Source organism: Haloarcula argentinensis DSM 12282 (assembly GCA_000336895.1).
Taxonomy (GTDB): Archaea; Halobacteriota; Halobacteria; order Halobacteriales; family Haloarculaceae; genus Haloarcula; species Haloarcula argentinensis.
On the sequence record AOLX01000023.1, the window covers coordinates 31,122 to 53,213 of the forward strand.

A 22,092-nucleotide genomic window follows, 5' to 3' on the forward strand; every position below is an offset into this window, starting at 1 on the left:
GCCTCGCTACTCGTAGGTCGGCAGCCGCGCCGACTGCGCCGAGCCGTCGATAAAGGGCAGGTCGACCTGCTGGGCGCTGACCGGCTCGCCGTCGATGCGGATTTTCAACGCTGCTTCGGGCCGTTCCCAGCTGAGATTCGCCAGTGCAATCGGGGCTTCTCGCATCGGACTCTGCGTGGCGCGGGTCACGTCGCCGACGTGCTCGTCGCCGGCGAACACCGCGGCACCGGGGTCAGGGCATGCCTCGACGGCGAGGCCGACCAATCGCTGCGTGGGGTGGCCGCGGTTCTCGATGCGGGAGACGACCTCCTGACCGACGTAACACCCTTTCTCGAAGTCCAGGGCGTTTCGGAGGCCCAGATCGTTCGGGAGCGCCCCCTCGATCTCGGTGTCGAACAGCGGCGTCCCGGCTTCGAGCGTCAGCGTCTCCCAGGTCTGGTAGCCGAAGGGGACGGCGTTGAGCCCGCGGTTGACCAGCGTATCGAAGACCGGTTCGGCGTCGTCGGCGCTACAGACCACGTCGTAGCTCTCCTCGCCAGTGAGGTCGTCCGTCCGGATGACGGAGACGCCTGCGTCGCCGAGTTCGCCCCGCTCGAAGGTCAGCGGTGCCGGCGGGGTGCCGGTCTGGTGGAGGACGCTGGCGATTTTCTCTGTCGCTTTCGGCCCGTGGACGCCGAAGACGGCGAAGTCGTCGGTCGCCACCTCGAACTCGACGTCCTGAATGAAGGTCTTGTCCGCCCACTCTCCGGCCAGTTCCTCGGCTTTCTGGGGCGGTGTGAACACGAGCAGGCGCTCGCCGGCGTTGTACACGTACATGTCCGTGTCGACGCGGCCGTTGGGGTCGAGCAAGAGCGCGTAACAGCCCGCACCGTCCTCGTCCGGGACGCGGTTCGAGACGGCGTTGTCGACATAGTCGACGCGGTCCTCGCCGGTGACGACGATGACGCCGTAGCCGTACTCCATCGCGCCGACGACGTTCCGAACCGCGCGGTGGGTCCGCTCCGGTCGCCCGTAGTTGTCGACGACCCGCCGACCACCGACCTCTCTGAACGTCGCTCCGTGGGCCTCGTGAACGGACTCGAGAACAGTCATTGTACAGGTGTGCGGCCTTCGCGGGGAAAAACGTCCCGTTAGCGCCGTCGGCGTGCGAGGACGGCTACTGCGAGCAGTGCGGCCATCGTCAGAGCGACGGTGAAGCCCGGACCGCTGCCGTCGGTTGTTTCGGTCTCCGTCTGTTCCGGCATCGGGGCCGTCCCTCCTGTCGTCGATTCTTCACCCGGTCTGAACGCGGTAATGTTCGTCGTCGTGGTGAGGTCTCCGGCTGTTGCGGTGAACGTGACGTTGCCGGCTGTAGGGACCGGTGCCGTTATCTCGCCGTCCGCGTCAGTCTGTCCGACCTCGGTCCCGTTCCGGGTCACTGTCGCGTTCGCCACCGCCTCGTCGTACTCGTCAGTGACCGTGAGCCGGACATTCGCGTCGACGACGACCTGTCTGTTGTCCGGCGTGAGCGTAATCTCCGGGGTGCGCCGGATGTCCACGTCGATGGACGTTTCGTCTTCAGACACGCTGACGCGTCTCTCGACCGTTTCGTATCCTTCCTTGGTCACTGTGACGTCGTAGCGGTCGTTGACCGGCACGCTGACCGACGCCGTCCCGTCGGAGAGCGTCGGTACGGTGCCGTCGAATCCGCTGCCTGATTGGACCCGGACGCTTGCGTCCCGGATCGGTCTGGAGTCGTTGAAGTGGTCGTCGACGACCTCGGCCTGCAGCAGGACCGACCCCTCGCTGATCCGGACCGTCGTCGCCGCCTCGCCGGTGACAGACACGGCGGTCAGGTTTCGGTAGAACCCCGGCTTGGTGACGATGACGCTGTACTCACCTTCCTCGACAGGCTGTGTCGTGACGGTCCCGTCACTGCCTGCGTTCCTGTCGACCACGTAGTTCCCGTCCCGATACAGCCGGATGCGAGCGTTCTCTGCCGGCTGGCCGTCCGCCGTCACCGCGTTGACTGTGGCCGTCGCTGACTCCGAGACCGCTACCTCGATGGACTCCGCCTCGGCATCTTCGACGACGTAGGGGACGTTCCGGACGTACTCGTCGTCATTTATCTGGAGCATGACGTCCGCTCCCTCGGGAACATCGATAAGTGCCTGCCCGTTTGCCCGCGTCGTCTCATTGGACGGCCCGCCTGCGCCGTCGTCCCACGTCGCCGAGATATCGATCCCGCTGAGCGGGTCACCGTCTTGATCGACGACGGTGACGGAGAGCGTCACCTGCGACTGTGCGCCAGCTGTTCCCGCCACTACTCCGGCCCCTACCAGTAGTGTCAGCACTACAGTTGTTAACATGGTACGGTGACCGAGCATACCTGATTAATAAAAGAGTGGACGTAAATCAGTACTGCCGGTAGGGACTCCCTACGGCCGTCTAGACTGCTGTGAATCGACGAGCCGCTCGACTTCGGACGGTTCGAGCGGCGTCAACGGTCCGGACAGTGTTCGAGAGAGCGCTGCCGCCGCAACACCGTGGAGCAGCGCTTCGTCCGTGTCGGCACCGGCGGCCAGTTGCTGGAGCGTCGCACCGATGAAGGCCTCGTGTTGTCCCGATTCGTCCACTGCCGACGTCTCGATGGCATCCTGCTCGTGAATGACGCCGTCGTGGTAGGCCACCGCACCGTACTCGCTCCGCGTGAGAATCACGCGGGTGAGATCGTACTCCGTTGCGAGTGTGTGCACGACTTCGCGCGGACTCCCTGTCGTATCAAACACCTCGGAAACCTGCTCTTCGGCGGCAAAGAGGGTATCGACGGCCGGCAGCAGGTCCGAAAGCGCGTCCTGGGCATCCTCGGCGTCCCACAGCCCGGGATGGAAATCGAGATCGAATGCCCGCATCCCTGCGGCCGCTCTGAGCAATGCCCCTGTCGTGTCGGCGGCTGTGTCAGACAGTGAGAGGGTTGCGCCCGAAGTGAACACCACGTCCGCGTTCTGTATCTCGCCCATCGGCAGCTCGCCGGGGGTCAGCGTCGCCATCGCGGTGTTGCTGCGGTCCTGTAGCAGCCGCTCGGCACGGGGTGGGTCCGCGTCCTCGTGGAACGTGAGCCCCTGTCGTCCGGCGTCCGGGTCTGCCCAGACAACGTCCGTCTCCAGCCCGAACTCGTGGAGCTCCGCGACGACGCGCCGCCCCAGTGGTGTGTCCGGAACCTTCGATAGCCACCGTGCGTCAGCCCCGAGTCGGCCGGCCGTCGCCGCGACACCGCTCGCGGTCCCGTCGACGCGAATCGTCGCCTCGCGGGCCGTTTCGAACCGCTGTCCGTCTGGGGGTGCAAATCTGAGAGCGGTCTCGCCGAACGTTACGAGTGACATACCGCGTGCATCGGGGGACGGAGGTTTAGTTTAATCGGCTGTATCGACTGCTGTGCCGGGGACGGGCCGTCTTCCCTCGCTATCGTCGCCGACCGCCGTGTCCGGGATAATCACGCTCGAACCGGTCTTCGAGCTCTTGCCGGTCGATGTGAATGATCGTCGGTCGCCCGTGGGGGCACGCGTAGGGGTTCTCACATTCGTCCAGCGCAGTGAGCAACTCCCTGACAGAGCCCTCAGTGAGTGACGTATTCCCGGTCACAGAGGGGTAACACGCCAGGTCGCCGAGCAGTTCGTCAGCCGCTGCCTCCACCGTCGCCGCCGCTTCGTCGTCGCCGGCGACAAACGCACCCAGTACATCCCTGACGATGTCGGGACCGGCCGCATCGGCGATGACGCCCGGGAGAGTTCGGACCTCGACGCTTCGCTCACCCGTCCGCGCCGTGTGGAACCCCAGACTCGCCAGCGCGTCGCTGCGCCGGTCGAACACCTCAGCTTCGCGGGCGGTCAGTTCCAGTTCGACCGGGGTAGCAAGTGCCTGTGTCGTCGTTTCGCCTTCGAACTTGGCCTTGAGCCGTTCGTAGTTGACCCGCTCGTCGGCTGCGTGCTGGTCGACCAGTACGAGGCCGTCGTCCGTCTCCGCGACGACGTAGGTGTCGGCTAACTGTCCGAGAATCCGCATCGAGGGCAGCGATTCGTGGGTCGCGTCCGGTTCGTCGCCGAGACGTGCCTGCTCCTGACCGCCGGTGAACTTCCGTTCCCCGCGCTCCGTCTCTGCCTGGCCCGCCGCGGATGCGTCGGTGCGTTCACCGGCGCTATCTCCACCCGAAACGCTACCCCTTGTCTGTCGCGCCTCGGATTCGCCCGGCGCGTCGTCTTTCGCCTCGGCCGGGGAGGCCCGTTTCGTGTCGACTGATTGATCTGATGGGGTCGTGTCAGTGGACCGGTGACCCGTTGTCTCGGTCTGGGAACCACTAGGTCGCTCTGTGGGATCAGTATCCGACCCCTGTACTGTCGTATCAGCACTGCTCTCCGCTGTTGTGCCGTCCGTCCGCGCTGACGCTGCTGTTTCGTCCGTGGTGTCCCGGCCGTCCGGACGCGACGGCTGTCGCTCGCTGTCGCTCGCTTCGTCCGACTCCGGCGTTATCTCTGTCTGCTCAGGTGCCGACCGACCGCGTGGTGCTGTCGAGCGCAGCAGCCCTTCCCGTAACAGCGCATCTTCGACTGCAGTCCGGACCTGCTCGCGAACGCCCTCGTCGTCGGCGAAGCGGACCTCCATTTTCCGGGGATGGACGTTCACGTCCACGTCGCCCGCGGGCACGTCCAGAAAGAGGACGGCGAAGGGGTAGCGGTCCGGCGCGATTTGGGTGCCGTAGGCATCGATGACGGCGTCGCGAACGGTACCGGCCCTGACGTAGCGACCGTTGACGTACGTCGAGAGGTACTCGCGGCCGGCGCGGTTCGTCTCAGGATGGGAGACGAGGCCGTGGACGCCGTCAAGCGGTCCGTCTGGGAAACTGTCTGTCTCGTCGCCCTCCGCGTTCCCTTCCGAACCCGCACCGACCGAAATCATCGACTCGGCCACTTCCCGGCCGTAGACGGACATTACCGTCTCGCGCAGGTCGCCCTGGCCGGTCGTCGAGAACGTCTCGCGGTCGCCGTGGGTCAGCGAGACCGCCACGTCCGGGTTAGCCAGCGCGTAACTGGCGACGACGGTGTTGACGTGTGCGAACTCCGTCGACTCCTGTTTGAGGTACTTCCGGCGGGCCGGGACATTATAAAAGAGGTCTTCGACCGCTATCGTCGTCCCCTCCGGACAGCCCGCGGGGCCGACCGACGTGACGTCGCCGCCTTCGAGCACCAGTTCGGTTCCCACGTCGCCGCCGCGGGGCCTGGTCCGGATCGTCAGCCGCGACACTGCGCCGATCGCGTGCAAGGCCTCGCCGCGGAACCCGAGCGTTCCCACGCCCCCTTCCAGATCCGCGATGTCGCGGATCTTCGAGGTCGTGTGTTTCTCGACGGCCGTCTCGACGGCCTCGCGGTCCATCCCGACACCGTCGTCCGTGACGCGAATCCCGTCGGTACCCCCTGCCTCTACGACAACCTCGACCCGGTTCGCGTCGGCGTCGATGGCGTTCTCGACCAGTTCCTTGACGACGGAGGCCGGCCGCTCGACCACCTCGCCGGCCGCGATGCGTTCGACGGTCCGGTCGTCGAGTCGCTGGATATCGGTCATACGTGCCTCCGCATGTGATTGCCACCGGCTAACGGGCGAAGCGACTTGATACTGTCTGCCCTCGTCGCGCCTATCAGTCTGATCATGAAAATAGTTAACACAAAACAGTCCTGACCCTCGCATGGTGACGACCCATGTGCCACCACAGAGAACGCTCTTGGACCGAAGCGACGGCGGACGACGAGGCAACTGACGAGGACGAGGAGGAACTGCCATCCTTCCTCAACGAGGAGGCGACCGAAACCGAGGTGCTGACCGACGGCGGCGACGAGGCGTAGCAGGGTTTCCCCTCGGCAGCGGTGTTGGCAAACCAGCTTTTTTATCGTGTGAGTACCGCAGACCTGCAAGTTAGTCGTGTGTGAGTATCGCAAACCCGATAGCTAAAGTACGCTCGCCGTCAGTCGCCACTATCCTGTGGATATCGACATGGAACAATACGACCAACTCTACCGGCTCTACAAGAGCGTAGACACGACGACGCTGCGCGGCTATCAGGAGTTCGTCGACCTGTTTCCCCCGCTCAGCTCGACCGTCGCGCTGGAACAGTGGGAAACCGCCAGTGACCGCCTCGACGCCCTCAAATCGGATATCACTGCCGAGTTTCCCGGGACCGGCGAGACCTACGCAGAAATCGCGGCCCGGCTGACCCGTGACGAGGCCTTTACCGCGCTCGACCTCTACTCGAAGTACGACCGGTCGGTGAACGTGCTCGTGCTGGACGTCGACGAGACGCTCCGGTCGGCCGGCGACACCGACAACGAAATCCCCCGCGATACGCTGTATCTCCTGACGCAGTTCCACGAAGCGGGCGTCCCCATCGTCGTCTGTACCGGCCAGACTCTGGAGAACGTCAAGGGGTTCATGATACAGGGGCTGGGCAACGACCTCGTTTCCTCCGGACAGATGAGCATCGTCTACGAGTCCGGTAACGGCGTGTTCACGCCCAAACACAGCGAGGACACCAAGCGACTTCTCTACGAACGCCTCGACAATGCGGTCGTGGACGTGTTCGAGACCGTCCGCCGGCGGGTCCTCTCGGAGGCTCCCGAGGCTGTCGGCAAGCGCTGTCACCTCCAGGGCAACGAATTCAACGTCACGCTGAAACCCAACGCCGAGGTCGGCAGCGACAACGCCGTCGAAATCATCGACGAGTCCCTGCGCTACCTCTGTGGGTTGGTCGGTGACGCCATCGCCACACAGGTGGACGACGCGGTTGACGACCCCGCAGGCTACGCGCGGGCCTACTTCAGCCGCGACCCGGAGATCCTCGACGTCTTGGAGGCGGGCGACCTCTCGACCGACGCCGACATCGACGACGCGCCCACGGCGTTCCGCGACATCCTCGAACGCGTCGATCTGGGCTACTACGAGGGCGACGCGGCCGAACTCGTGAGTCTCGAACTGGACAAGTCTGCCGGCGTCGAGGAGGCTTTCGACGTGCTGGGCATCGACGACCCGTTCGCACTCGTGATGGGCGATAGCAAGAGCGATCTGCGGGTGATGCGCTGGGTCGACAAGAATGACGCCGGTATCGCCGCCGCACCCGCCCATTCCTCGCCCGACGTACTCGATCACGTCAGTTCGCGAGACGATCTGGTGTACGAGGCCGGGGACGCTAGCACGGTCCTGCGGACGATCTACGGTATCAGCCTCGTCGAGCAACTGGACGAGCAGGGCGAGTGAGCTACGACTCCCCGCTTTTTGATGGTCTCGACCGATTGAGTCCCACGGGCTACCCACCCAACAATTAGGCGTCTCCCCGCCGAACTGCTACCATGAGTCTCGATAACGTGTTCGGGCAGGTGCCGGACCCGCAGTCGTACTCCTTCCCGGACTACTCGCTCTCGCAGGGCGACCCCGTCAAACCCATCGCGCTGACCGACGACGAACTGACGGCGCTGCTCGACCTGTACGACGCCTTCAGTGCCGTGGACCCGACGGGTATGGATTCGAACCCCTTCCTGCGGGCGACGAGCGAGTTCCTCCAGCAGACGCTCGGTGCGCCGCTCACACGGCCTGATGAGCAACTGAACGACGATATCGCCGGTCTGCTCAACGACTTTTCGGACGACATCGGTGGGCAGTCGATGGGCGTCGTCGACGCGACGCCGGCCCATCACCGGACGCTGTACTTCTTCCTGACAAGCTGTAAAGCGTATCACATGGCCCCGCATCTGCGGTTCGACCCCGACCCGGCCGCCGTCGAGACGCTGTACGCGGTGTACAAACGAGTGACCGATCAGGCGTTCTACCTCAAGCGGCCGAAGAGCGTGCTCGAGTGACTGCCGGCGCATGCCCGGCGGACGCTCCGGTCCGTTTATCGGGGAGCGAGGTAAACTGCCGCCAATGACAACCGACCAGCCCGAGATTCCGGCCGTGTGTGAGGAGTGCGGGACGCGGACATCGGTCGCCTTCGAGGATGTCGAGGACGCCGTCGCGCGCCACAACGAGCAGCTTCACGACGGCGAACCGGTCGCTGAGGTCGACCCCGACGTACTGGAAGAACTCGCCGATCGTCTGGCAAAGGACATCGGCTTGCTGGAATAGTCCGCTGTCCAGCGTCAGCCGTCCAGCGGGAGCCGCTCGTAGGCCTCTCGATCAGCGCCGGCGGCAAGCGTTCGCGGCCGCAGCCGGCAGACGTTCTTCACGGTTCGCGGGCCGAGCACGCGGGGCGAGACGAACCGCGGTCGCCCCGGCTCAGTTCCAGGGCCGTCACCCAGTGCGAGCACCGCGCCGTTGAGGTCGGCGAGCGGGATACACGCCAGGTCGCCGTTTGCCGATTCGAACTGGACGTGGGTCGTATCGCCGGGCATCGACGCCGCCTCTAACAGTTCGAACACGGCAATACCGGTGTACTCCCGTTCGATACGGTCGCCGGAGGCACACTCGAACGCGACCGGTCCGGAGATGACATCGAACGGGAGTCGCTCGGGAGCCACGTCCCAAGGGAGCAATATCGGGTCAGCCCCGTCGATGCGGACCGTCGGCCGCTCCTCCGGTGTCTGCGTCATAGGTATTCTTTCCGCCTGAGGATCTTCAGCGGTTCGGGATGGCCGTGATTTGCAACCCACATCCGACTCTCACTCCCGGGAGTGGAGCGAGTACGCGATAAAGAGAACGCCGACGAACTGGAAGGCGCGAGTGACGAGTGTCAGCGGTTGCTGGAACTGACTGGAGAGCAGGTCCTGACGAAGGAGGACCGAGCCGGTGAACGCGACGACGAAGGCCACCGCAGTGAGGCAGAACAGCCCGACAGAGAGGTACTGCATTGCACGGCTATTATGTCGCCGATACCCTCGGTAGGCCTGGTAGCCGACGTACCCACCCAGTACTGTCGAGCCAAACGCCAGGGCGGTGATGAGCCAGTTCATGAGCGTCTCGATGGCGACCATATCAGAGATTCTCCCACATCTTTGTGAATCGGTCCGCAGTGTCCTGTTCGTCCTGTCCCGGGAACGCCGGCGGTTCGGTCCGCTCGATTTCGGTTTCGAAGTCACCGTCAGCAAGCGCCAGCGAGAACTCCGAGAGCGTGGCAGCGAACACGCTGTAGTCGTTGCCGCCCGTCTCTATCTGGGTCTGCTCCTCGATGAGGCCGTACTCCTGAAGCCACTCGACCCGTCTGTACACGGTCGGTTGTGACATCTCACACTGGTCGGCGAGCTGTTTCGCGGACATGGGTTTGACACTCGTTGCTGCGAGGATGTCCCGGGCGTACTCGTCACTGAGCAGGTCGAGGATGTCGCCCACGGCCGGGTCCTCACTCACGTACTGGACCAACGCCCCGTCCCTGAATAAAAGGTCCTGTCAGTTTCCGAGTCAGAAGTCAGCCACGTCAGAGAATGGGGCAGTGTCAGCGGAGACCGGCGCGGGCAGGGCATTGCCTTCGGGCGAAGGTGGGGCGAGGGAGGGGACCAGTTCACGGGCGGCTTGGCCCACATTCCTTCCCAGAGTGGCACTCCGGGGAACCTTGGGGCAGTGTGGTGGACAGACAGCGGCCATCGCCGGAGGGCGCTGGTGGCACGGTGTTGTTAGGGCCGCTGCACTCGAATTGAGGAGGGGTTCCATAATATAACGTGCAGTCGAACTTCTGGCCCAGAAAACGGCGGCTTGATATGCCAGCGTTGGCGTTCACTCGCCGCTGGGACAGCCGATCGACTGGCCAACGATGACGAGTCGGTCCGCGGACACGCCTCTACCACGAATCTTGTACCGGTAGCGCTCGCAGTTCCACGACACTGATGTTGTCAGCCCATAGCTGACCTGCGCCGGTTGCCCGTCGATTGTTATCCCCTCGCTGGCGTTCTCTTCGTCAGCCAGCCGGTCGTACTTGGCAACAGTGATCAGACTGGTTCGGTTCATGTAGCGGAGGCCGACGCTGTGGACCCGTCCCCGTGTCTGGGTCGCATAGGTCAGTTCGTACCCCGGCGGGATGTCGGGCTTCGGAACCTGAATCTCGGTGTCGGCTTCGAGCGCCCCGACCGATTCGTAGGTCTGTTGGTCCGGCGTCTCTGGGACCCTGACAGTCGTGTTGTCGGGGAAGTTGGGGGTAAACACGTCCTCGGACACGCCGGTGTCGTAGGTGACGTCCGTGTACGTCGTCGTCACGACTGTTCGCTCATCGTCGGCTGTCCACGCAGTGCGCTTTTTCACCGGGAAGAACTGCTCTGTATCCACCCAGACCGTCTGCTCGTAGGCCGCTGTGTCGTCTTTCGGTGCCACGTGAATGACGTAGGCTTCACGCCCGTCGATTGATTCAGTACCGTGGTAGCTGACGGTCATCGTGCCGGCAGAGACGGTCGGCCGCTGCTCGCCGCGGGGAACAACGGGCAACGGCTCAACCGACGGTGAGTCGGCCGTCGTGTCGGTTGCCGTCTCCATGTTGAGATTCGCAAACAGACGCTGCAGCCGCTCACCCTGGTCTGAATCAGTTCTGCTGAGAGAGATACGTGTGGCGTTCGTGCGGCGCTGGTCGTACAGCCACAGCATCGATCCGTTCGACACCCGATGGTCGTATCGCTCGACAGTGCTGTTGACGACCGCCAGCCGTTTCTTCTGGGTTCCTGGCTGGAGCGCGGCGTCGTAGGTCGTCCGGCTCGCAACTGTCCCGTTCCGGGTAATCGTCGTCGTCTGTGTCGCGTTCACACCGTCTATCGACTGGTAGCGTTGCTGTACGTCCGCATCGATCTGGGGCCGATCGGCGGTCCCGGTACTCGCGAACGCAAGCGACCAGATCGAAACAGCCAGTACACCAACAACGACTACCGTCGCGATGGTAAGAACCAGTCGTTCCGATGTGAGGTGTCGAGTGACCATATCTCGGGCTATCGGGCGCAGGGGACTGTCTGGCTACGTTTGATCTGTCTGGGCGACAATATTATGTAGCACATAACTGGCAGCGCAGGTAAAACCTCCTATCCGATCGTTCCGGAACGCTGACTGCCGTGTCCTCCGGGAAGTCGGGAGAAAACACGTCCTTGGAAACACCGGTGTCGTACGTGACGTTCGCATACCTCGTCGTCACGACTGTGTGGTTCTCATCTGCCGTCCAGGCAGTCCGCTGCTTGGCCGGGAAAAACCGCTGTGTGTCGACCCAGACTGTTTGCTCGTATGCTTTCGTCTCGTTTCTCGGCGTCACATGGACGACGTACGCTTCGCGGCCGTCAACCGGTTCCGTGCCCCGGTAGCTGACGGTCATCCCCTCGGTAGGGTTGACCGGACGCCGCTCGCCTCGAGGGACAACGGGTAGTGGTTCAACTGACCGGGGAGCCGCTGTCGAGTCATCGAGTTTCGTGAAGAGGCGCTGTAACCGCTCACCTCTGCCGGACTCCGCCTCGGAGTGGGGGATTCGTGTTACACTTCCACGACTGTCGTTGTACAGCCACAGCACTGACCCGTCCGAGATCCGCACATCATTCGCCTGTGACGTACTGTTTATGAGTACGAGCCGTTTCTTCTGGGTCCCTGGTTGGAGCGTCACGTCGTAGGTTGTTCTGCTCGTAATTGTCCCGTTCTGTGAAATTATCGTCGTCTGGGTCGCGCTGACGCCGTCTATCGACTCGTAGCGTTGCTGTACGTCCCCGCCAATCTGGGGCTGGTCGGCGGCGCTGTCACTCGCGAACACGAGCGACCATGTCGCAACGGCTAGCACACCAACGACGACCACTGTCGCAATGGTGGGGACCAACCGTTCCGATGAGAGATATCGAGTGACCATGTGTTAGGTGCAGGCCAAGGGACCCTCCGACGCTGTGGCACAGCCCGAGTGAGAGTGTTACCTATCACATAACCGGCATCTCAAGTAAAACCTCCTGTCTACCGCCGTCAGTAGTCGCCGAGTACGCCGAGTCGTCTGGCCCGCCGAGTCGTGTACTGAAACACGACGTACCCCAGCAGTACGTAGCCGGCTGGGACACCGACGAGGAGCCCCAAGTCGACGGCGGAGAACTGCCAGAGCCGGGTCCCGTCGACCATCGCCCGCTGGAGAAGCGCGCTTCCGTGGGCCAGTGGCAGGACCCGCGTCCAGCCGAGTTCGAACACGGGCGCGGAGATGAGGACGATGAACCCGAACTGGAGCAGATTGAGCCAGTTCCCGATGCGCTTGTACAGCACCGCGACGCCGCCGGCAGCGAACCCAAGCCCCAGCACGGAAGCGATAGTCAGGGACGCGACGACGACGACAGTAAGGACGTTCAACTGGAGCGTCGTGCCGGTAATCGCAAGCATCACTGCCAACACCACTGTCGAGGTGATGAACGTCCGGACGACTTTTGCGACGCCCTTGCAGAACGCGACCGGCGCGAAGCCGAAGGGCGTCATGACGTGCCGTTCGAGCGTTCCCCACTGTGCCTCGCTCCCGATATCGTTCGAGATTGACTGGTACGCGCCGACGGACAGCGACCACAAGAAGTAGCCGACGATGATACCCTCGATAGAGTCCGTTATCGCCTGTCCGGCAAGCATCCGACCGCCGTAGAACAGCAGGCCGAAGAAGAACACCGAGATGACGATGCCGCCGACGGCGTTGGCCGGATAGCGGACGAAGATGAGGTACTCGCGGTACAGCACCGCTCGCGCGAGGTCGAGATAGCCTGCCTGCATGGCGGCACTGACAGTCTGGGCATCCGCACTGTCACTGTCGTCCGCGTGCGTATCAGCGCTCGCAGTCATCTGCCTGATTCTGCCCCCATCATCGTTCCTGTCCCGTAATTTCGACGAACACGTCCTCCAGATCCGGTTCGACCGTCCCGACGCCAGTAAGCGTCACGCCGTGGTCCCGGCACAGGGCCAGCAGGCGATAGAACCCGTCGCTGTCGGTCGCTACCTCGACGCGCCGACCTCGCTCGACGGTCGTCACGTCGGCCACCTCGAAGCGCTCTCGGATCGTCGCGAGCAGGTCGTCGGTGATGTCTGGGCTGGTGACGGCGAACGTGTTCGCGGTGAACTGGTCGAGTACGGCCGCCACGCTGTCGTCTGCGATGATCTCTCCGTTGTTCATGATGATGACCCGATCGCAGACGTCCTCGATGACGTCCATGTCGTGGCTGCTGACGACGGCCGTGAGGTCGCGCTCGTCGACGATGCGGCGCAGTTCCCGCCGCAGCGTCAGCGAGCTTTCCACGTCCAGTCCCAGCGTCGGTTCGTCGAGAAACACCAGATCGGACTCGCTGGCCAGCACACTCGCCAGCGACACCTTCTGTTTCATCCCACGGGAGAGGTCCCGGACCGCCTCGTCGGTCTTCTCAAGGAGATCGAGTTTCGCCAGCAGGCGCTCGTGTCGGTCGGCGACGGCATCCGGCTTGACACCCTTGATGGTCGAGAAATAGCGCAGGTTCTCCCTGACAGTCAGCCGCCAGTAGTCGTTTCGAGCCCCTTCGAGCATCCCGTCGACGTGACGGTAGGCCGCTCGCGGGTGCTCGCTCATGTCGATACCCTGTATCCGAACACGCCCGGAATCAGGCAACACCAGCCCGAGAATTGATTTTATTGTCGTCGTCTTGCCCGCGCCGTTGGGTCCCAGCAGGCCGACGACCGTGCCCTGCTCGATACGAAACGACACGTCGTTGACGGCCGTCACCGCGTCCGCACCGCTGCCGAACTGCTTCGACAGCCCCTCGACGGCGAGTGCGGGCGTTGCTCCGTCCCTCGGCGCAGCCGACTGCTTGGTGGTCCGCGAGCCCTGCCGCGGAGGGCGCTGGGATGACATTACCATCACTGAGGGCTTCAGAACCAAAAGGCCAGCCACGCCCCGCGGTGGTCTGCTGGTGTTACTGGCCTATACCCCTGTTTCTCGTGTCTTCTCAGGTGGCGTTGTTTATCAACTAGGATTACAGTACAGTGGCAGACACGCCATCACAGTTCGATATCGAGCCAGTGAGTATTCAAAGGTGTATCGAGTGGGCCTGCCAGCCGACACCCAGCAGAGGTTCAGTATCTCCAAAGAGTTCGCGTACAGTGCTGAGGCCATGGAGACGGCGAGAGTCACTACAAGAGTTGGTCCCCGACTGGTCGCGATGAGCCGCTCCTTGTCTGAGTTGGGGCCCAGTCGGATCAAGCGGAGCGGTTACGATATCTCGACTCCCGAGCAGATTAGTTACTGCAAATGATACGTTGACGGATACATATATCATAGAATCATCCGGTGAGTGTCATACAGTTCCACAAACGCCGGGAATCCGCTTACAGATGTCCACTCAGTCATCCGCTCTGGCGAGGTCAAACGCGGCACCCCAGCCCGGTACGATTTCGGGGTGACCTCACGCGTCGGATGTGGCGGTTCTTTCCACTCGATTCAGCTTTTTGATTAATTATCTGGGTGAGAGGAATACCGTGTCAAGGTATTGTCTGTGGATTAGGGGGAATCTGTATTACTGAACCTCTGTTCACCCATCTCTCCGGTGGTAACTTCTTCGGAGGTAGTGAATTCTTCGACGAGCGAACGCAGGTCACTGGCTTGTTGAGAGAGCCCCTGAATATTATTGGTTACCTCGGTGACTGACGCCGCTTGCTCTTCGGCAGAGGCCGCAGCGTTTTCTGACTCCGCAGTCGTCTCCTCGCTTATCGAACCAACCTCTTCAACCATTGCGACGACTTCCTCGCTTGAGGTGGCCTGTTCAGCTGTCACATCGCTAATGGATTGTACACCATCATTTGCGGATTCGACTTGTCTGGCAATATCGGCCAGCGAATCAGTCGCTTCTTCAACTGTTGTGTGTCCATCTTCAATCTGAGTCCCAATTTCCTGCATATCGGTAACAGTCTTGTCAGTAACTGATTGCACGTCGGCGATGATTGAGCTGATATCGTCTGTCGCCTCCTGAGTTTCTTCTGCGAGTTGCTTGACTTCATTAGCGACGACGGCGAATCCTTCTCCGTCAGTTTCGTCATTACCGCCACCAGCACGGGCCGCCTCTATATTCGCGTTGAGTGCAAGCATGTTGGTCTGCTCGGCGATATCGTCGATAAATGTCACAACCTCGTTGATTCGATCTACCTCTTCAGCAAGTTCTTCTACCTGCTCTATCGTTGCCGCTGTCTGTTGCTCAATATTTGCCATCTGTTCCGACGCCTTTTCACCGCTTTCTCGACCAGCCACAGCCGTTTCAGCCGCTTCTTCGGACTGCATTGCAACCTCATCCGCCGAGGAAGAGATTTCTTCAATGGTCGCCGACATATCTGTCATCTCATCTGTAACTTGCAGGATATTCTCGTTTTGATTTTCTGCTCCAGTCGCAATCTCTTGGACAGCTTCGCTTACCTGCTCACTCGCCGCCTTGATTTCAGCGGCGCTTGCAGAGATCTCTTCTGTAGAGCCATCGACGTTGTTGGCAAATGACTCGATCTTGACGATTGTCCGTTCAAGCTCTGCAACCATATCGTTGAACGCCTCCGCAATATCACCCATCGCGTCGGTGTCCGTGTCTTCGTCAAGTCGTTGTGTCAGGTCACCGTCAGCGGCTTGCCCCATCACTTCACCAAATTCTTCTGCACGGCGTTCAAGCGACGTTGCCAGATCCTCAGCTTCAGCTTGTGCCTGCTGAGCGTCCTCTCGTGCTTCGGTGATGTCCGAAATGAACCCTTCCAAGTCGGCTTGCATCCCGTCTAGGGATTCGCCGAGACGGCCTGGTACGTCTTCTTCTAGAACATCGGCGTCGAATCGTTGCTCTGAGAGCGCGTCAGCTTGGTCTGCGACCACTTCGAGATACGCCTTGATATCTCTGAATGCGGTTCGCACCTGTCCAACTTCATCAATACGACCTGCATCGGTCACTGGCTCATCTAAATTCCCTCTGGCAACAGCTGTTGCTTGGTCTGTAAGCTCTCGCATTGACTGGATAGGACCACGGTTCACTAACCAGCCCAAAAGAAGCAAGCCACCAATCGATACTCCAACGAGTGCAACAACATTGGTCGTGACTTTCTGTTGGATTGCAAGCGCTGACGATTTGGGGACTCGCTTAACAGCAACCCAATCAGTCCCTCCGCCGACAGGGGCAAACGCGACAAGCGAATCAGGAGTGATTACCGTTCCTTTACTTTGTTGGCCAATTGCAGACAGAATTTCTTCCGAACCCCGTGCACTGTACGGTGAAAGTAATGCCGACTCGTTCAGACCAAACACTACGTCGGTCGTCCCAGCAGCAACAACTACAGTTTCCGTGCCATTAATCGAGTTCCGAAACCGCTCAGCCCGTTCGCTTGTGTGCGTGACTAGCACCACCGCTCGGTCTGAATTCGGGACGGGAGAGATGAACGCTATAGCTGTTTTCCCGTCGTCATCTCTGTATACCCATGAGCGCGATACTTCATCTGCATTGTTGAACGACAAATCCTCATATGCAGTCTCCATTGGCCAGACGATGCTGGTTTCTTGTATGCCCGCTCCTTCAACTTCTGAGTCTGTGCTTGCAATAATCGTGCCACTTTCCCGCTCAATGTAGTGAAGTGCAGTGACATCCGCTGACAGGTCGGCCTCCCTATCAAGTAGCGTCTCCCGGGCACTGGTTTCGTTGCTGGCAAACCCACGGTGCTCAGATAGCGACCTCGTGTTCTGTTGTTGTGTAGTGAGCCACTGTTCTAAGCTATCTCCCTCCATTTCCGCGTTTGTTAGGAGGTTCTGTTGTTGCTGCTCTGTCACATCGTTAGAAACCTGTGCTTGTGTTATCCCTCCAATAGAACCAACGACTATTAGAATGAGCAGTGCTGATAGCGCGAATTTTCTTGTATAGCTCTTACGTATTGCTTTAGGAAGGTGATTTTCAAGATTCATACTTGGAGATGGGTTCTGTTTTCGCTTTTAGCACTCATGATAGATGGGTGTAGAGCAGGATTTCTAATGGTTAAAACTGCTGGCGAGATTATTTTTGTTGATACTCATGAAGGACATAAGAGCAGATGATGTATTAGCAAGGGCAGAATTCACTATCTAAGGCGGTACCGAGGTAATATCCGCAGACAATATAAGGAAATCATAGCGTAGTCGATGAACTTGCGGACCCGGACGGTTGCGGCGGGTTCGCCTGCATCGTCGCCAATTCTCTTAGCGAGTCAGACCAACTGTTCTGTGACGTGGGAATAGGGTTTGCACAATCACTGCACTCTCGTTTCAAATCCTTTGATTTCATGAATCGAACCATCGACGTCACCTGATTGCCTGTGTGCAATCAGGCAGGTTCGAGACCCGTCACCTCGAACCGCGCGCCGCCGGCCTCGCTCTCGGTGGCCGTGATCGTCCACCCGTGCACCTCGGCGAGGCGCTGAACGATTTTGAGTCCGAACCCCGTCCCGTTCTCGCCGGTCGAGTACCCCTCTTCGAACACCTGCTCGCGGTCGTCCTCCGGGATGCCCGGCCCGTCGTCGGCGACATAGAAACCGTGTCGGTCCGCGTCCTCAACGATCCCGACTCGCACAGTTATGCTCTCTCCGTCGTGTTCCGCGGTGTGGCCGGACGGTGTCTGAGCGTCCGCGGACCCGTGTTCCACACTGTTGCGAACAAGGTTCGATAACAGCCGACGGAGTTTCGCCGTGTCTGCCCGAATCTGGCGGTCGTCCTCGACGACAAGCGTCGCCCGTGGTCCCTCGACGGTCTGCCAGCAGTCCTCGACGATGTCTGCGAGCGTGACGGATTCGATGTCGGTCGCCGTTTCGCCGGCGCGTGCGAAGGTCAAGAGGTCGTCTATCAGCGCTCGCATTCGCTCGTGGGCGCGCGACACTTTGTCGAGTGCGTCGCTGTCACATTCTGTTCTGGCCAGTTCCAGGTTCCCCTCCGCGACCGCCAGCGGGTTCCGGAGGTCGTGGCTGACGATGCTTGTAAACTCATCGAGGCGCTCGTTCTTTCGCTCCAGTTGCCGTTCGTACGCCCTGCGCTGGGAGATGTCCCGGCCGATACCCACTGTCCCGGCTGTCGTTCCGTCAGCGTCGGTCAGCCGGGTTCCGGCAAACTCGTACGGGACCCGTTCCCCATCGGCGGTCAGAATCTCTGCTTCGACAGTTACCCGGCCGCTAGTTTGCGTCTCAGCTATCGCTGCACCGATTGTTTCGTGCTCGTCACCCGGGAAGAACTCGGAGACGGACATCTCGTCGATCTCTTCGTCGCTGTATCCCGTGACTTCGGGGATGCGCTCGTTCCACCGCCGAAGGCTACCGTCCGTGTCGATGACGTAGAACAGGTCGTCAAGCGTATCGAGCGCCTGATCGATGAACTCGCGTTCCTCGCGGAGCTGGCGGTCACGGTCGAGGCGGTTAAGGGCCGCTGTCGCGTGGACCGAGAGCGTCCGCGCGAGTGTGACGTCCGTGTCATCGAACGCACCCGTCTCGCACGATCCGATGAGGAGGACACCGTGGTCCCCGAGCGGGAGGATGATCTCGCTGCGGATATCTGTCTCCGGATTGTACCGGCCCGGGATCGACGTGATATCGTCGTGGACCCGCGCTTCGCCGGTCTCGAAAGCCTGCCACGCGAGCGATTCCCCGGCCTCGAACGCCGGTGGCGTGCCGAGGAGTTCCTCGACTCGTGCGGTCCAGGCGACCGGATACAGGCTGTCGCCGTCGGCGAAGTGGACGCCGTTAGCCGGCATATTGAGAATGGCTCTGGCGGTGTCCACTGTGATCTGCGCAACCGCATCCTCAGTCGTGGCCCGCATGAACGCCCTGGCGGTGGAGTGTAGCTCCTCGATAGCACGTTCGCGCCGCGTGTTCTGTACGTGTTTGATGTCATCGACTGTCCGCTCGACGGCGTCGACGACGGTGTGTGCGAGTCGTGCGTACGGCTCGGCACCGCCGTCGACCCGGAGATAATCGGTGACACCGGCGGAAATCGCGTCGCTGGCGGCTGCTTCGTTCCCCTCGCTGGTGAACAGGATGAACGGAAGGTCCGGCGATCGCTTGCGGACCGCGTCGAGGAACTCGACGCCGGTCTGTTCCGGCAGGTCGTAGCCGGCGACGACACAGTCGAACGCTTCACTGTCGAGCCGTTCGATGCCGTCGGCAACGTTTGTCGCTGTCTCGACCGTGATGCCACAGTGCTCCTGTTCCAGAGCACTCGTGGCTGCTTCGACGACAGCCGGGTCGTCGTCGACGTGGAGAACGCGGATCCGGTCGGGCATTGGCTGCTAGCAGTGACAACTCCCGTATACACCTTCCGCCGTGAGTATCTCCGTTGAAAATCGGGTCGCGTCCGCTACTCGTCGTCCAGTTCGGCCTGCCACTCCTGTACTTTCGCCATCAGCTCGACCGGCGGCGTCTCGTTGACGTCTAATTCCGTCAGCTCCGACAGGACAGCCTCGGTCTCCGGGTCGAGCGACGCTGTTGCCTCGTCGCCCTCGGAGGCCTCAGCCACGGACTCGCTGGGCGCGTGTTCGGGGTCACCGTCGGTCGCAACCGGCCCAGCAGTCGAACCGGTCGACGTGCCCGCCGACTGGGCCGCGCCGTCCCTGAACTGCCCCGAATCCAGGTCGAAGACGGCCTGTGTCGTCCCGCCGTCGTCCCGCTCGCTACCTCGAATCTCGATAGCCTTGTCGTCGCGTAGCCGGTCGAGTACCTCCTGTGAGCGGTCGACGACCGGTTCGGGGACGCCGGCGAGGTCGGCGACGTGGACGCCGTAGGAGCGGTCGGTCGGCCCGTTCCGGACCGTTCGCAGGAACGTCACGTCGCCGTCGCCCTCCGCGGAGCGGGGCTCGCCGTCGACCGCGACGTGGACGTTCTCGACGGTCGGCAGCTCCTCGCCCAGCGCGGTCAACTCATGGTAGTGGGTCGCAAACAGCGTCTTCGACTGGATGGCGTTGACGATGTACTCCGTCGCTGCCCACGCGATTGAGATACCGTCAAAGGTAGCCGTCCCGCGACCCACCTCGTCCAGTATCACGAGTGATTCGTCGGTGGCCGAGTGGAGGATGTTCGACAGCTCCTGCATCTCGACCATGAACGTCGAGCGGCCCTGTGCCAGTTCGTCCAGCGCGCCGACGCGGGTAAAGATACCGTCGACCATCCCAACCGTCGCTGACCGCGCTGGGACGAAACTGCCCACCTGAGCAAGCAGCGTGATGAGCGCGACCTGGCGCATGTATGTCGACTTCCCGCTCATGTTCGGCCCGGTGACGATGAGGAACTGCCGGTCGTCGTCCATGTAGAGGTCGTTCGGGACGAACTCCGTGGTCTGCTCGACGACCGGGTGGCGGCCGGCCTCGATGGACAGTTCGTTGCCGTCGACGACTGCCGGCCGGGTCCAGTCGTTCTCGACGGCGTGGACCGCGAGCGACGCGAAGGTATCCAGTTCCGCCAGCGTCCGGCCCACGTCCTGCAGCAGCGTCGCGCGCTGGGCCACGCGCCCCCGGAGTTTCTGGAAGCGCTCGTACTCCATGTCGTGGCGGCGCTCCTCAAGCCGCAACACGTCCCGTTCCTTCTCGTCGAGTTCCGGCGTCGTGTACCGCTTGGAGTTTTTCAGCGTCTTGATGTGCTGGTACTTCTCGGGAACGGCGTCGGTCTCGCTCTTGCCGACCTGGATGTAGTAGCCGTCGGTCTTGTTCCGGTCGACCGAGAGGTGGGTGATGCCGGTCCGCTCCTTCTCACGGTCCGGCAGCGTCTCTAGCCACTCCAGCGCGGCTTCGTGTTCGTCGATGATCTCGTCGAGATCGTCGTCGTACCCTCGTTTGAACAGGCCGCCCTGGCGGACCGTCCCCGGTGGGTCTGCGACCAGCGCGCTGTCCAGTTCCGCGGCCAGCGCGTCGGCAGCCTCGCGGTCGGCTCCGTCGAGGGCGTCGGCAAGCGGCGATTCGGCCAGTCGCTCGGTCTCAGTCACGGCGTCCGCGACCCGTCCGAGTAGCGCCAGTGTCTCCTGCACTGCGCGCAGGTCCCGCGCGTCGGCACTCCCCGACGTGGCCCGCGCGGCCAGCCGTTCGAGGTCGTAGGCGTCCGACAGCGTCTCCCGGATCCGCTCGCGGGCCATCGCCGCCTCCGACAGCGCCGCCACGCAGGACTGCCGGCGCTGGAGTTCGGTCCGGTTTCGCCGTGGTCGCTGGAGCCACTGCTGGAGCAGTCGCCCCCCGGCGGCCGTGACCGTGTGGTCGATCGTGTCGAACAGCGAGCCCGAGCTGTCGCCCTGCATCGTCTCGGTGAGTTCGAGGTTCCGCTGGGTCGTCGCGTCGAGGTCGACGTGGTCGCGTTCGCCGTACGCTTGCAGGCGCGTGACCGCCGCCAGCGTCCCGACGCCGGTGTTCTCGACGTAGGACAGCACCGCGCCGGCGGCCCGTAGTGCCACGTCCTGCTCGCCGATGCCGACGCTGTCGACCGTCTCGCTCCCGAACTGTTCGCGGACGGTGTGGCTCGCTCGACCCGGCTCGAACGACGCCGAATCGTGGAGCGTCAGCGCCGCGTCAGTCCGCTCGCGCAGGCGGTCCAGGAACGCGTCGTCGTTCCGGAGCTCCGGGCCGGGTAGAATCTCGGCTGGCCCGAACGTGTACAGTTCGGTCAGTGCCTCGCCCGCGTCGGCATCGTCCAGTTGCGTGACCTGAAACTGGCCCGTGGTCACGTCCGTCGCGGCGATACCGTAGGTGTCGCTGCTGTCCCGGCTGGTCTCCCGAACCACCGCGGCGAGGTACTGCGCCGACTCGTCGCCGGTTTCCAGATGGGTGCCGGGCGTGACGACCCGCGTTATTTCGCGAGCGTGGCCGTTTTCCGTCTCGTGCTGGTCGGCGATAGCGACCCGGTAGCCCCGTTCGACCAGCGCGGAGACGTACGGCGTCAGGTCGTCGACTGGAACCCCCGCCATCGGGTACGACGAGCCGTGCGAGGATTTCTGGCTCACCTTCAGGTCGAGTTCGTTGGCGACGATCTCGGCGTCCTCGGCGAAAAATTCGTAGAAGTCGCCACACTGCATCGCCAGCAAGTCCGCGTCGGTTCCCTCCTTGAGCGTGAGGAACTCCCCGACGATTCCCGTCGCCTCTGTCATACACGTCCGTGTGGCCGTCCGCGGCGTAAGGATTGCGGGTCGGGAGAGCGTGGTCG

The 22,092-nt window shown here is 62.2% G+C and carries 18 protein-coding genes; 4 read left to right on the top strand and 14 right to left on the bottom strand.

Going from position 1 to position 22,092, the window contains the following annotated elements; translation table 11 throughout:
• Positions 1-6: 6 nt before the first annotated feature.
• The 4 genes from ygfZ to mutL all read right to left on the bottom strand — a co-directional run bounded on the left by ygfZ (position 7) and on the right by mutL (position 5,595).
• The gene (ygfZ, locus tag C443_RS13240) at positions 7-1,092 is read right to left on the bottom strand and encodes a CAF17-like 4Fe-4S cluster assembly/insertion protein YgfZ (protein WP_005536980.1); all 1,086 of its coding nucleotides are present in this window, start codon (positions 1,090-1,092) and stop codon (positions 7-9) included.
• A 38-nt stretch (positions 1,093-1,130) separates the two neighbouring features.
• Entirely contained in the window at positions 1,131-2,303 is a 1,173-nt protein-coding gene (locus C443_RS13245) for a carboxypeptidase regulatory-like domain-containing protein (RefSeq protein ID WP_005536981.1), read from the bottom strand.
• 114 nt (positions 2,304-2,417) lie between these two features.
• A complete protein-coding gene (locus tag C443_RS13250; RefSeq protein WP_005536983.1) occupies positions 2,418-3,362 on the bottom strand; it encodes a sugar kinase in 945 nt (314 codons plus the stop codon).
• Positions 3,363-3,441: 79 nt separating this feature from the next.
• Complete coding sequence (gene mutL, locus C443_RS13255) at positions 3,442-5,595, bottom strand: DNA mismatch repair endonuclease MutL (RefSeq protein ID WP_005536985.1); 2,154 nt, start codon at positions 5,593-5,595, stop codon at positions 3,442-3,444.
• Positions 5,596-5,729: 134 nt separating this feature from the next.
• On the opposite strand from mutL, the gene C443_RS21765 reads away from it, so the two are divergent.
• The 4 genes from C443_RS21765 to C443_RS13270 all read left to right on the top strand — a co-directional run bounded on the left by C443_RS21765 (position 5,730) and on the right by C443_RS13270 (position 8,142).
• Entirely contained in the window at positions 5,730-5,873 is a 144-nt protein-coding gene (locus C443_RS21765; protein WP_004590504.1) for a hypothetical protein, read from the top strand.
• 136 nt (positions 5,874-6,009) lie between these two features.
• Entirely contained in the window at positions 6,010-7,278 is a 1,269-nt protein-coding gene (locus C443_RS13260; RefSeq protein ID WP_005536987.1) for an HAD family hydrolase, read from the top strand.
• A gap of 92 nt (positions 7,279-7,370) precedes the next feature.
• Complete coding sequence (locus C443_RS13265; RefSeq protein ID WP_005536988.1) at positions 7,371-7,877, top strand: hypothetical protein; 507 nt, start codon at positions 7,371-7,373, stop codon at positions 7,875-7,877.
• A gap of 64 nt (positions 7,878-7,941) precedes the next feature.
• Entirely contained in the window at positions 7,942-8,142 is a 201-nt protein-coding gene (locus C443_RS13270; RefSeq protein WP_005536989.1) for a hypothetical protein, read from the top strand.
• A gap of 14 nt (positions 8,143-8,156) precedes the next feature.
• On the opposite strand, the gene C443_RS13275 is transcribed toward C443_RS13270, so the two are convergent.
• The 10 genes from C443_RS13275 to mutS all read right to left on the bottom strand — a co-directional run bounded on the left by C443_RS13275 (position 8,157) and on the right by mutS (position 22,036).
• Positions 8,157-8,606, bottom strand: a complete 450-nt coding sequence (locus tag C443_RS13275) for a hypothetical protein (RefSeq protein ID WP_005536990.1) — start codon at positions 8,604-8,606, stop codon at positions 8,157-8,159.
• A 69-nt stretch (positions 8,607-8,675) separates the two neighbouring features.
• Complete coding sequence (locus tag C443_RS13280; protein WP_005536991.1) at positions 8,676-8,987, bottom strand: DUF7521 family protein; 312 nt, start codon at positions 8,985-8,987, stop codon at positions 8,676-8,678.
• A 1-nt stretch (position 8,988) separates the two neighbouring features.
• Complete coding sequence (locus tag C443_RS13285) at positions 8,989-9,360, bottom strand: ArsR/SmtB family transcription factor (RefSeq protein ID WP_044952077.1); 372 nt, start codon at positions 9,358-9,360, stop codon at positions 8,989-8,991.
• Between the two features lie 363 nt (positions 9,361-9,723).
• A complete protein-coding gene (locus tag C443_RS13290) occupies positions 9,724-10,908 on the bottom strand; it encodes a LolA family protein (protein WP_005536994.1) in 1,185 nt (394 codons plus the stop codon).
• A 61-nt stretch (positions 10,909-10,969) separates the two neighbouring features.
• A complete protein-coding gene (locus C443_RS13295; RefSeq protein WP_005536996.1) occupies positions 10,970-11,809 on the bottom strand; it encodes a LolA family protein in 840 nt (279 codons plus the stop codon).
• 107 nt (positions 11,810-11,916) lie between these two features.
• Positions 11,917-12,762, bottom strand: a complete 846-nt coding sequence (locus C443_RS13300; RefSeq protein ID WP_005536998.1) for a hypothetical protein — start codon at positions 12,760-12,762, stop codon at positions 11,917-11,919.
• 19 nt (positions 12,763-12,781) lie between these two features.
• Entirely contained in the window at positions 12,782-13,798 is a 1,017-nt protein-coding gene (locus tag C443_RS13305; RefSeq protein WP_005536999.1) for an ABC transporter ATP-binding protein, read from the bottom strand.
• A 645-nt stretch (positions 13,799-14,443) separates the two neighbouring features.
• Positions 14,444-16,861 carry a methyl-accepting chemotaxis protein gene (locus tag C443_RS20820; protein ID WP_080505483.1) on the bottom strand — a complete coding sequence of 806 codons (2,418 nt, stop codon included), beginning with the start codon at positions 16,859-16,861 and terminating at the stop codon, positions 14,444-14,446.
• 394 nt (positions 16,862-17,255) lie between these two features.
• Positions 17,256-19,196 (bottom strand): hybrid sensor histidine kinase/response regulator, encoded by a 1,941-nt coding sequence (locus tag C443_RS13320; protein WP_005537005.1) that lies wholly within the window; start codon positions 19,194-19,196, stop codon positions 17,256-17,258.
• Positions 19,197-19,270: 74 nt separating this feature from the next.
• Positions 19,271-22,036 carry a DNA mismatch repair protein MutS gene (gene mutS / locus C443_RS13325; protein WP_005537006.1) on the bottom strand — a complete coding sequence of 922 codons (2,766 nt, stop codon included), beginning with the start codon at positions 22,034-22,036 and terminating at the stop codon, positions 19,271-19,273.
• Between the last annotated feature and the right edge of the window lie 56 nt (positions 22,037-22,092).

What these genes read in the sequence shown, in the direction of transcription:
- C443_RS13305 (WP_005536999.1), bottom strand. Translation starts at nt 13,798, where the DNA reads ATGTCATCCCAGCGCCCTCCGCGGCAGGGCTCGCGGACCACCAAGCAG.
- mutS (WP_005537006.1), bottom strand. Translation starts at nt 22,036, where the DNA reads ATGACAGAGGCGACGGGAATCGTCGGGGAGTTCCTCACGCTCAAGGAG.
- C443_RS13270 (WP_005536989.1), top strand. Translation starts at nt 7,942, where the DNA reads ATGACAACCGACCAGCCCGAGATTCCGGCCGTGTGTGAGGAGTGCGGG.
- C443_RS13290 (WP_005536994.1), bottom strand. Translation starts at nt 10,908, where the DNA reads ATGGTCACTCGACACCTCACATCGGAACGACTGGTTCTTACCATCGCG.
- C443_RS13295 (WP_005536996.1), bottom strand. Translation starts at nt 11,809, where the DNA reads ATGGTCACTCGATATCTCTCATCGGAACGGTTGGTCCCCACCATTGCG.
- C443_RS13280 (WP_005536991.1), bottom strand. Translation starts at nt 8,987, where the DNA reads ATGGTCGCCATCGAGACGCTCATGAACTGGCTCATCACCGCCCTGGCG.
- C443_RS13265 (WP_005536988.1), top strand. Translation starts at nt 7,371, where the DNA reads ATGAGTCTCGATAACGTGTTCGGGCAGGTGCCGGACCCGCAGTCGTAC.
- C443_RS13320 (WP_005537005.1), bottom strand. Translation starts at nt 19,196, where the DNA reads ATGCCCGACCGGATCCGCGTTCTCCACGTCGACGACGACCCGGCTGTC.
- C443_RS13275 (WP_005536990.1), bottom strand. Translation starts at nt 8,606, where the DNA reads ATGACGCAGACACCGGAGGAGCGGCCGACGGTCCGCATCGACGGGGCT.
- C443_RS21765 (WP_004590504.1), top strand. Translation starts at nt 5,730, where the DNA reads ATGTGCCACCACAGAGAACGCTCTTGGACCGAAGCGACGGCGGACGAC.
- C443_RS13300 (WP_005536998.1), bottom strand. Translation starts at nt 12,762, where the DNA reads ATGACTGCGAGCGCTGATACGCACGCGGACGACAGTGACAGTGCGGAT.
- C443_RS20820 (WP_080505483.1), bottom strand. Translation starts at nt 16,861, where the DNA reads ATGAATCTTGAAAATCACCTTCCTAAAGCAATACGTAAGAGCTATACA.
- ygfZ (WP_005536980.1), bottom strand. Translation starts at nt 1,092, where the DNA reads ATGACTGTTCTCGAGTCCGTTCACGAGGCCCACGGAGCGACGTTCAGA.
- C443_RS13250 (WP_005536983.1), bottom strand. Translation starts at nt 3,362, where the DNA reads ATGTCACTCGTAACGTTCGGCGAGACCGCTCTCAGATTTGCACCCCCA.
- mutL (WP_005536985.1), bottom strand. Translation starts at nt 5,595, where the DNA reads ATGACCGATATCCAGCGACTCGACGACCGGACCGTCGAACGCATCGCG.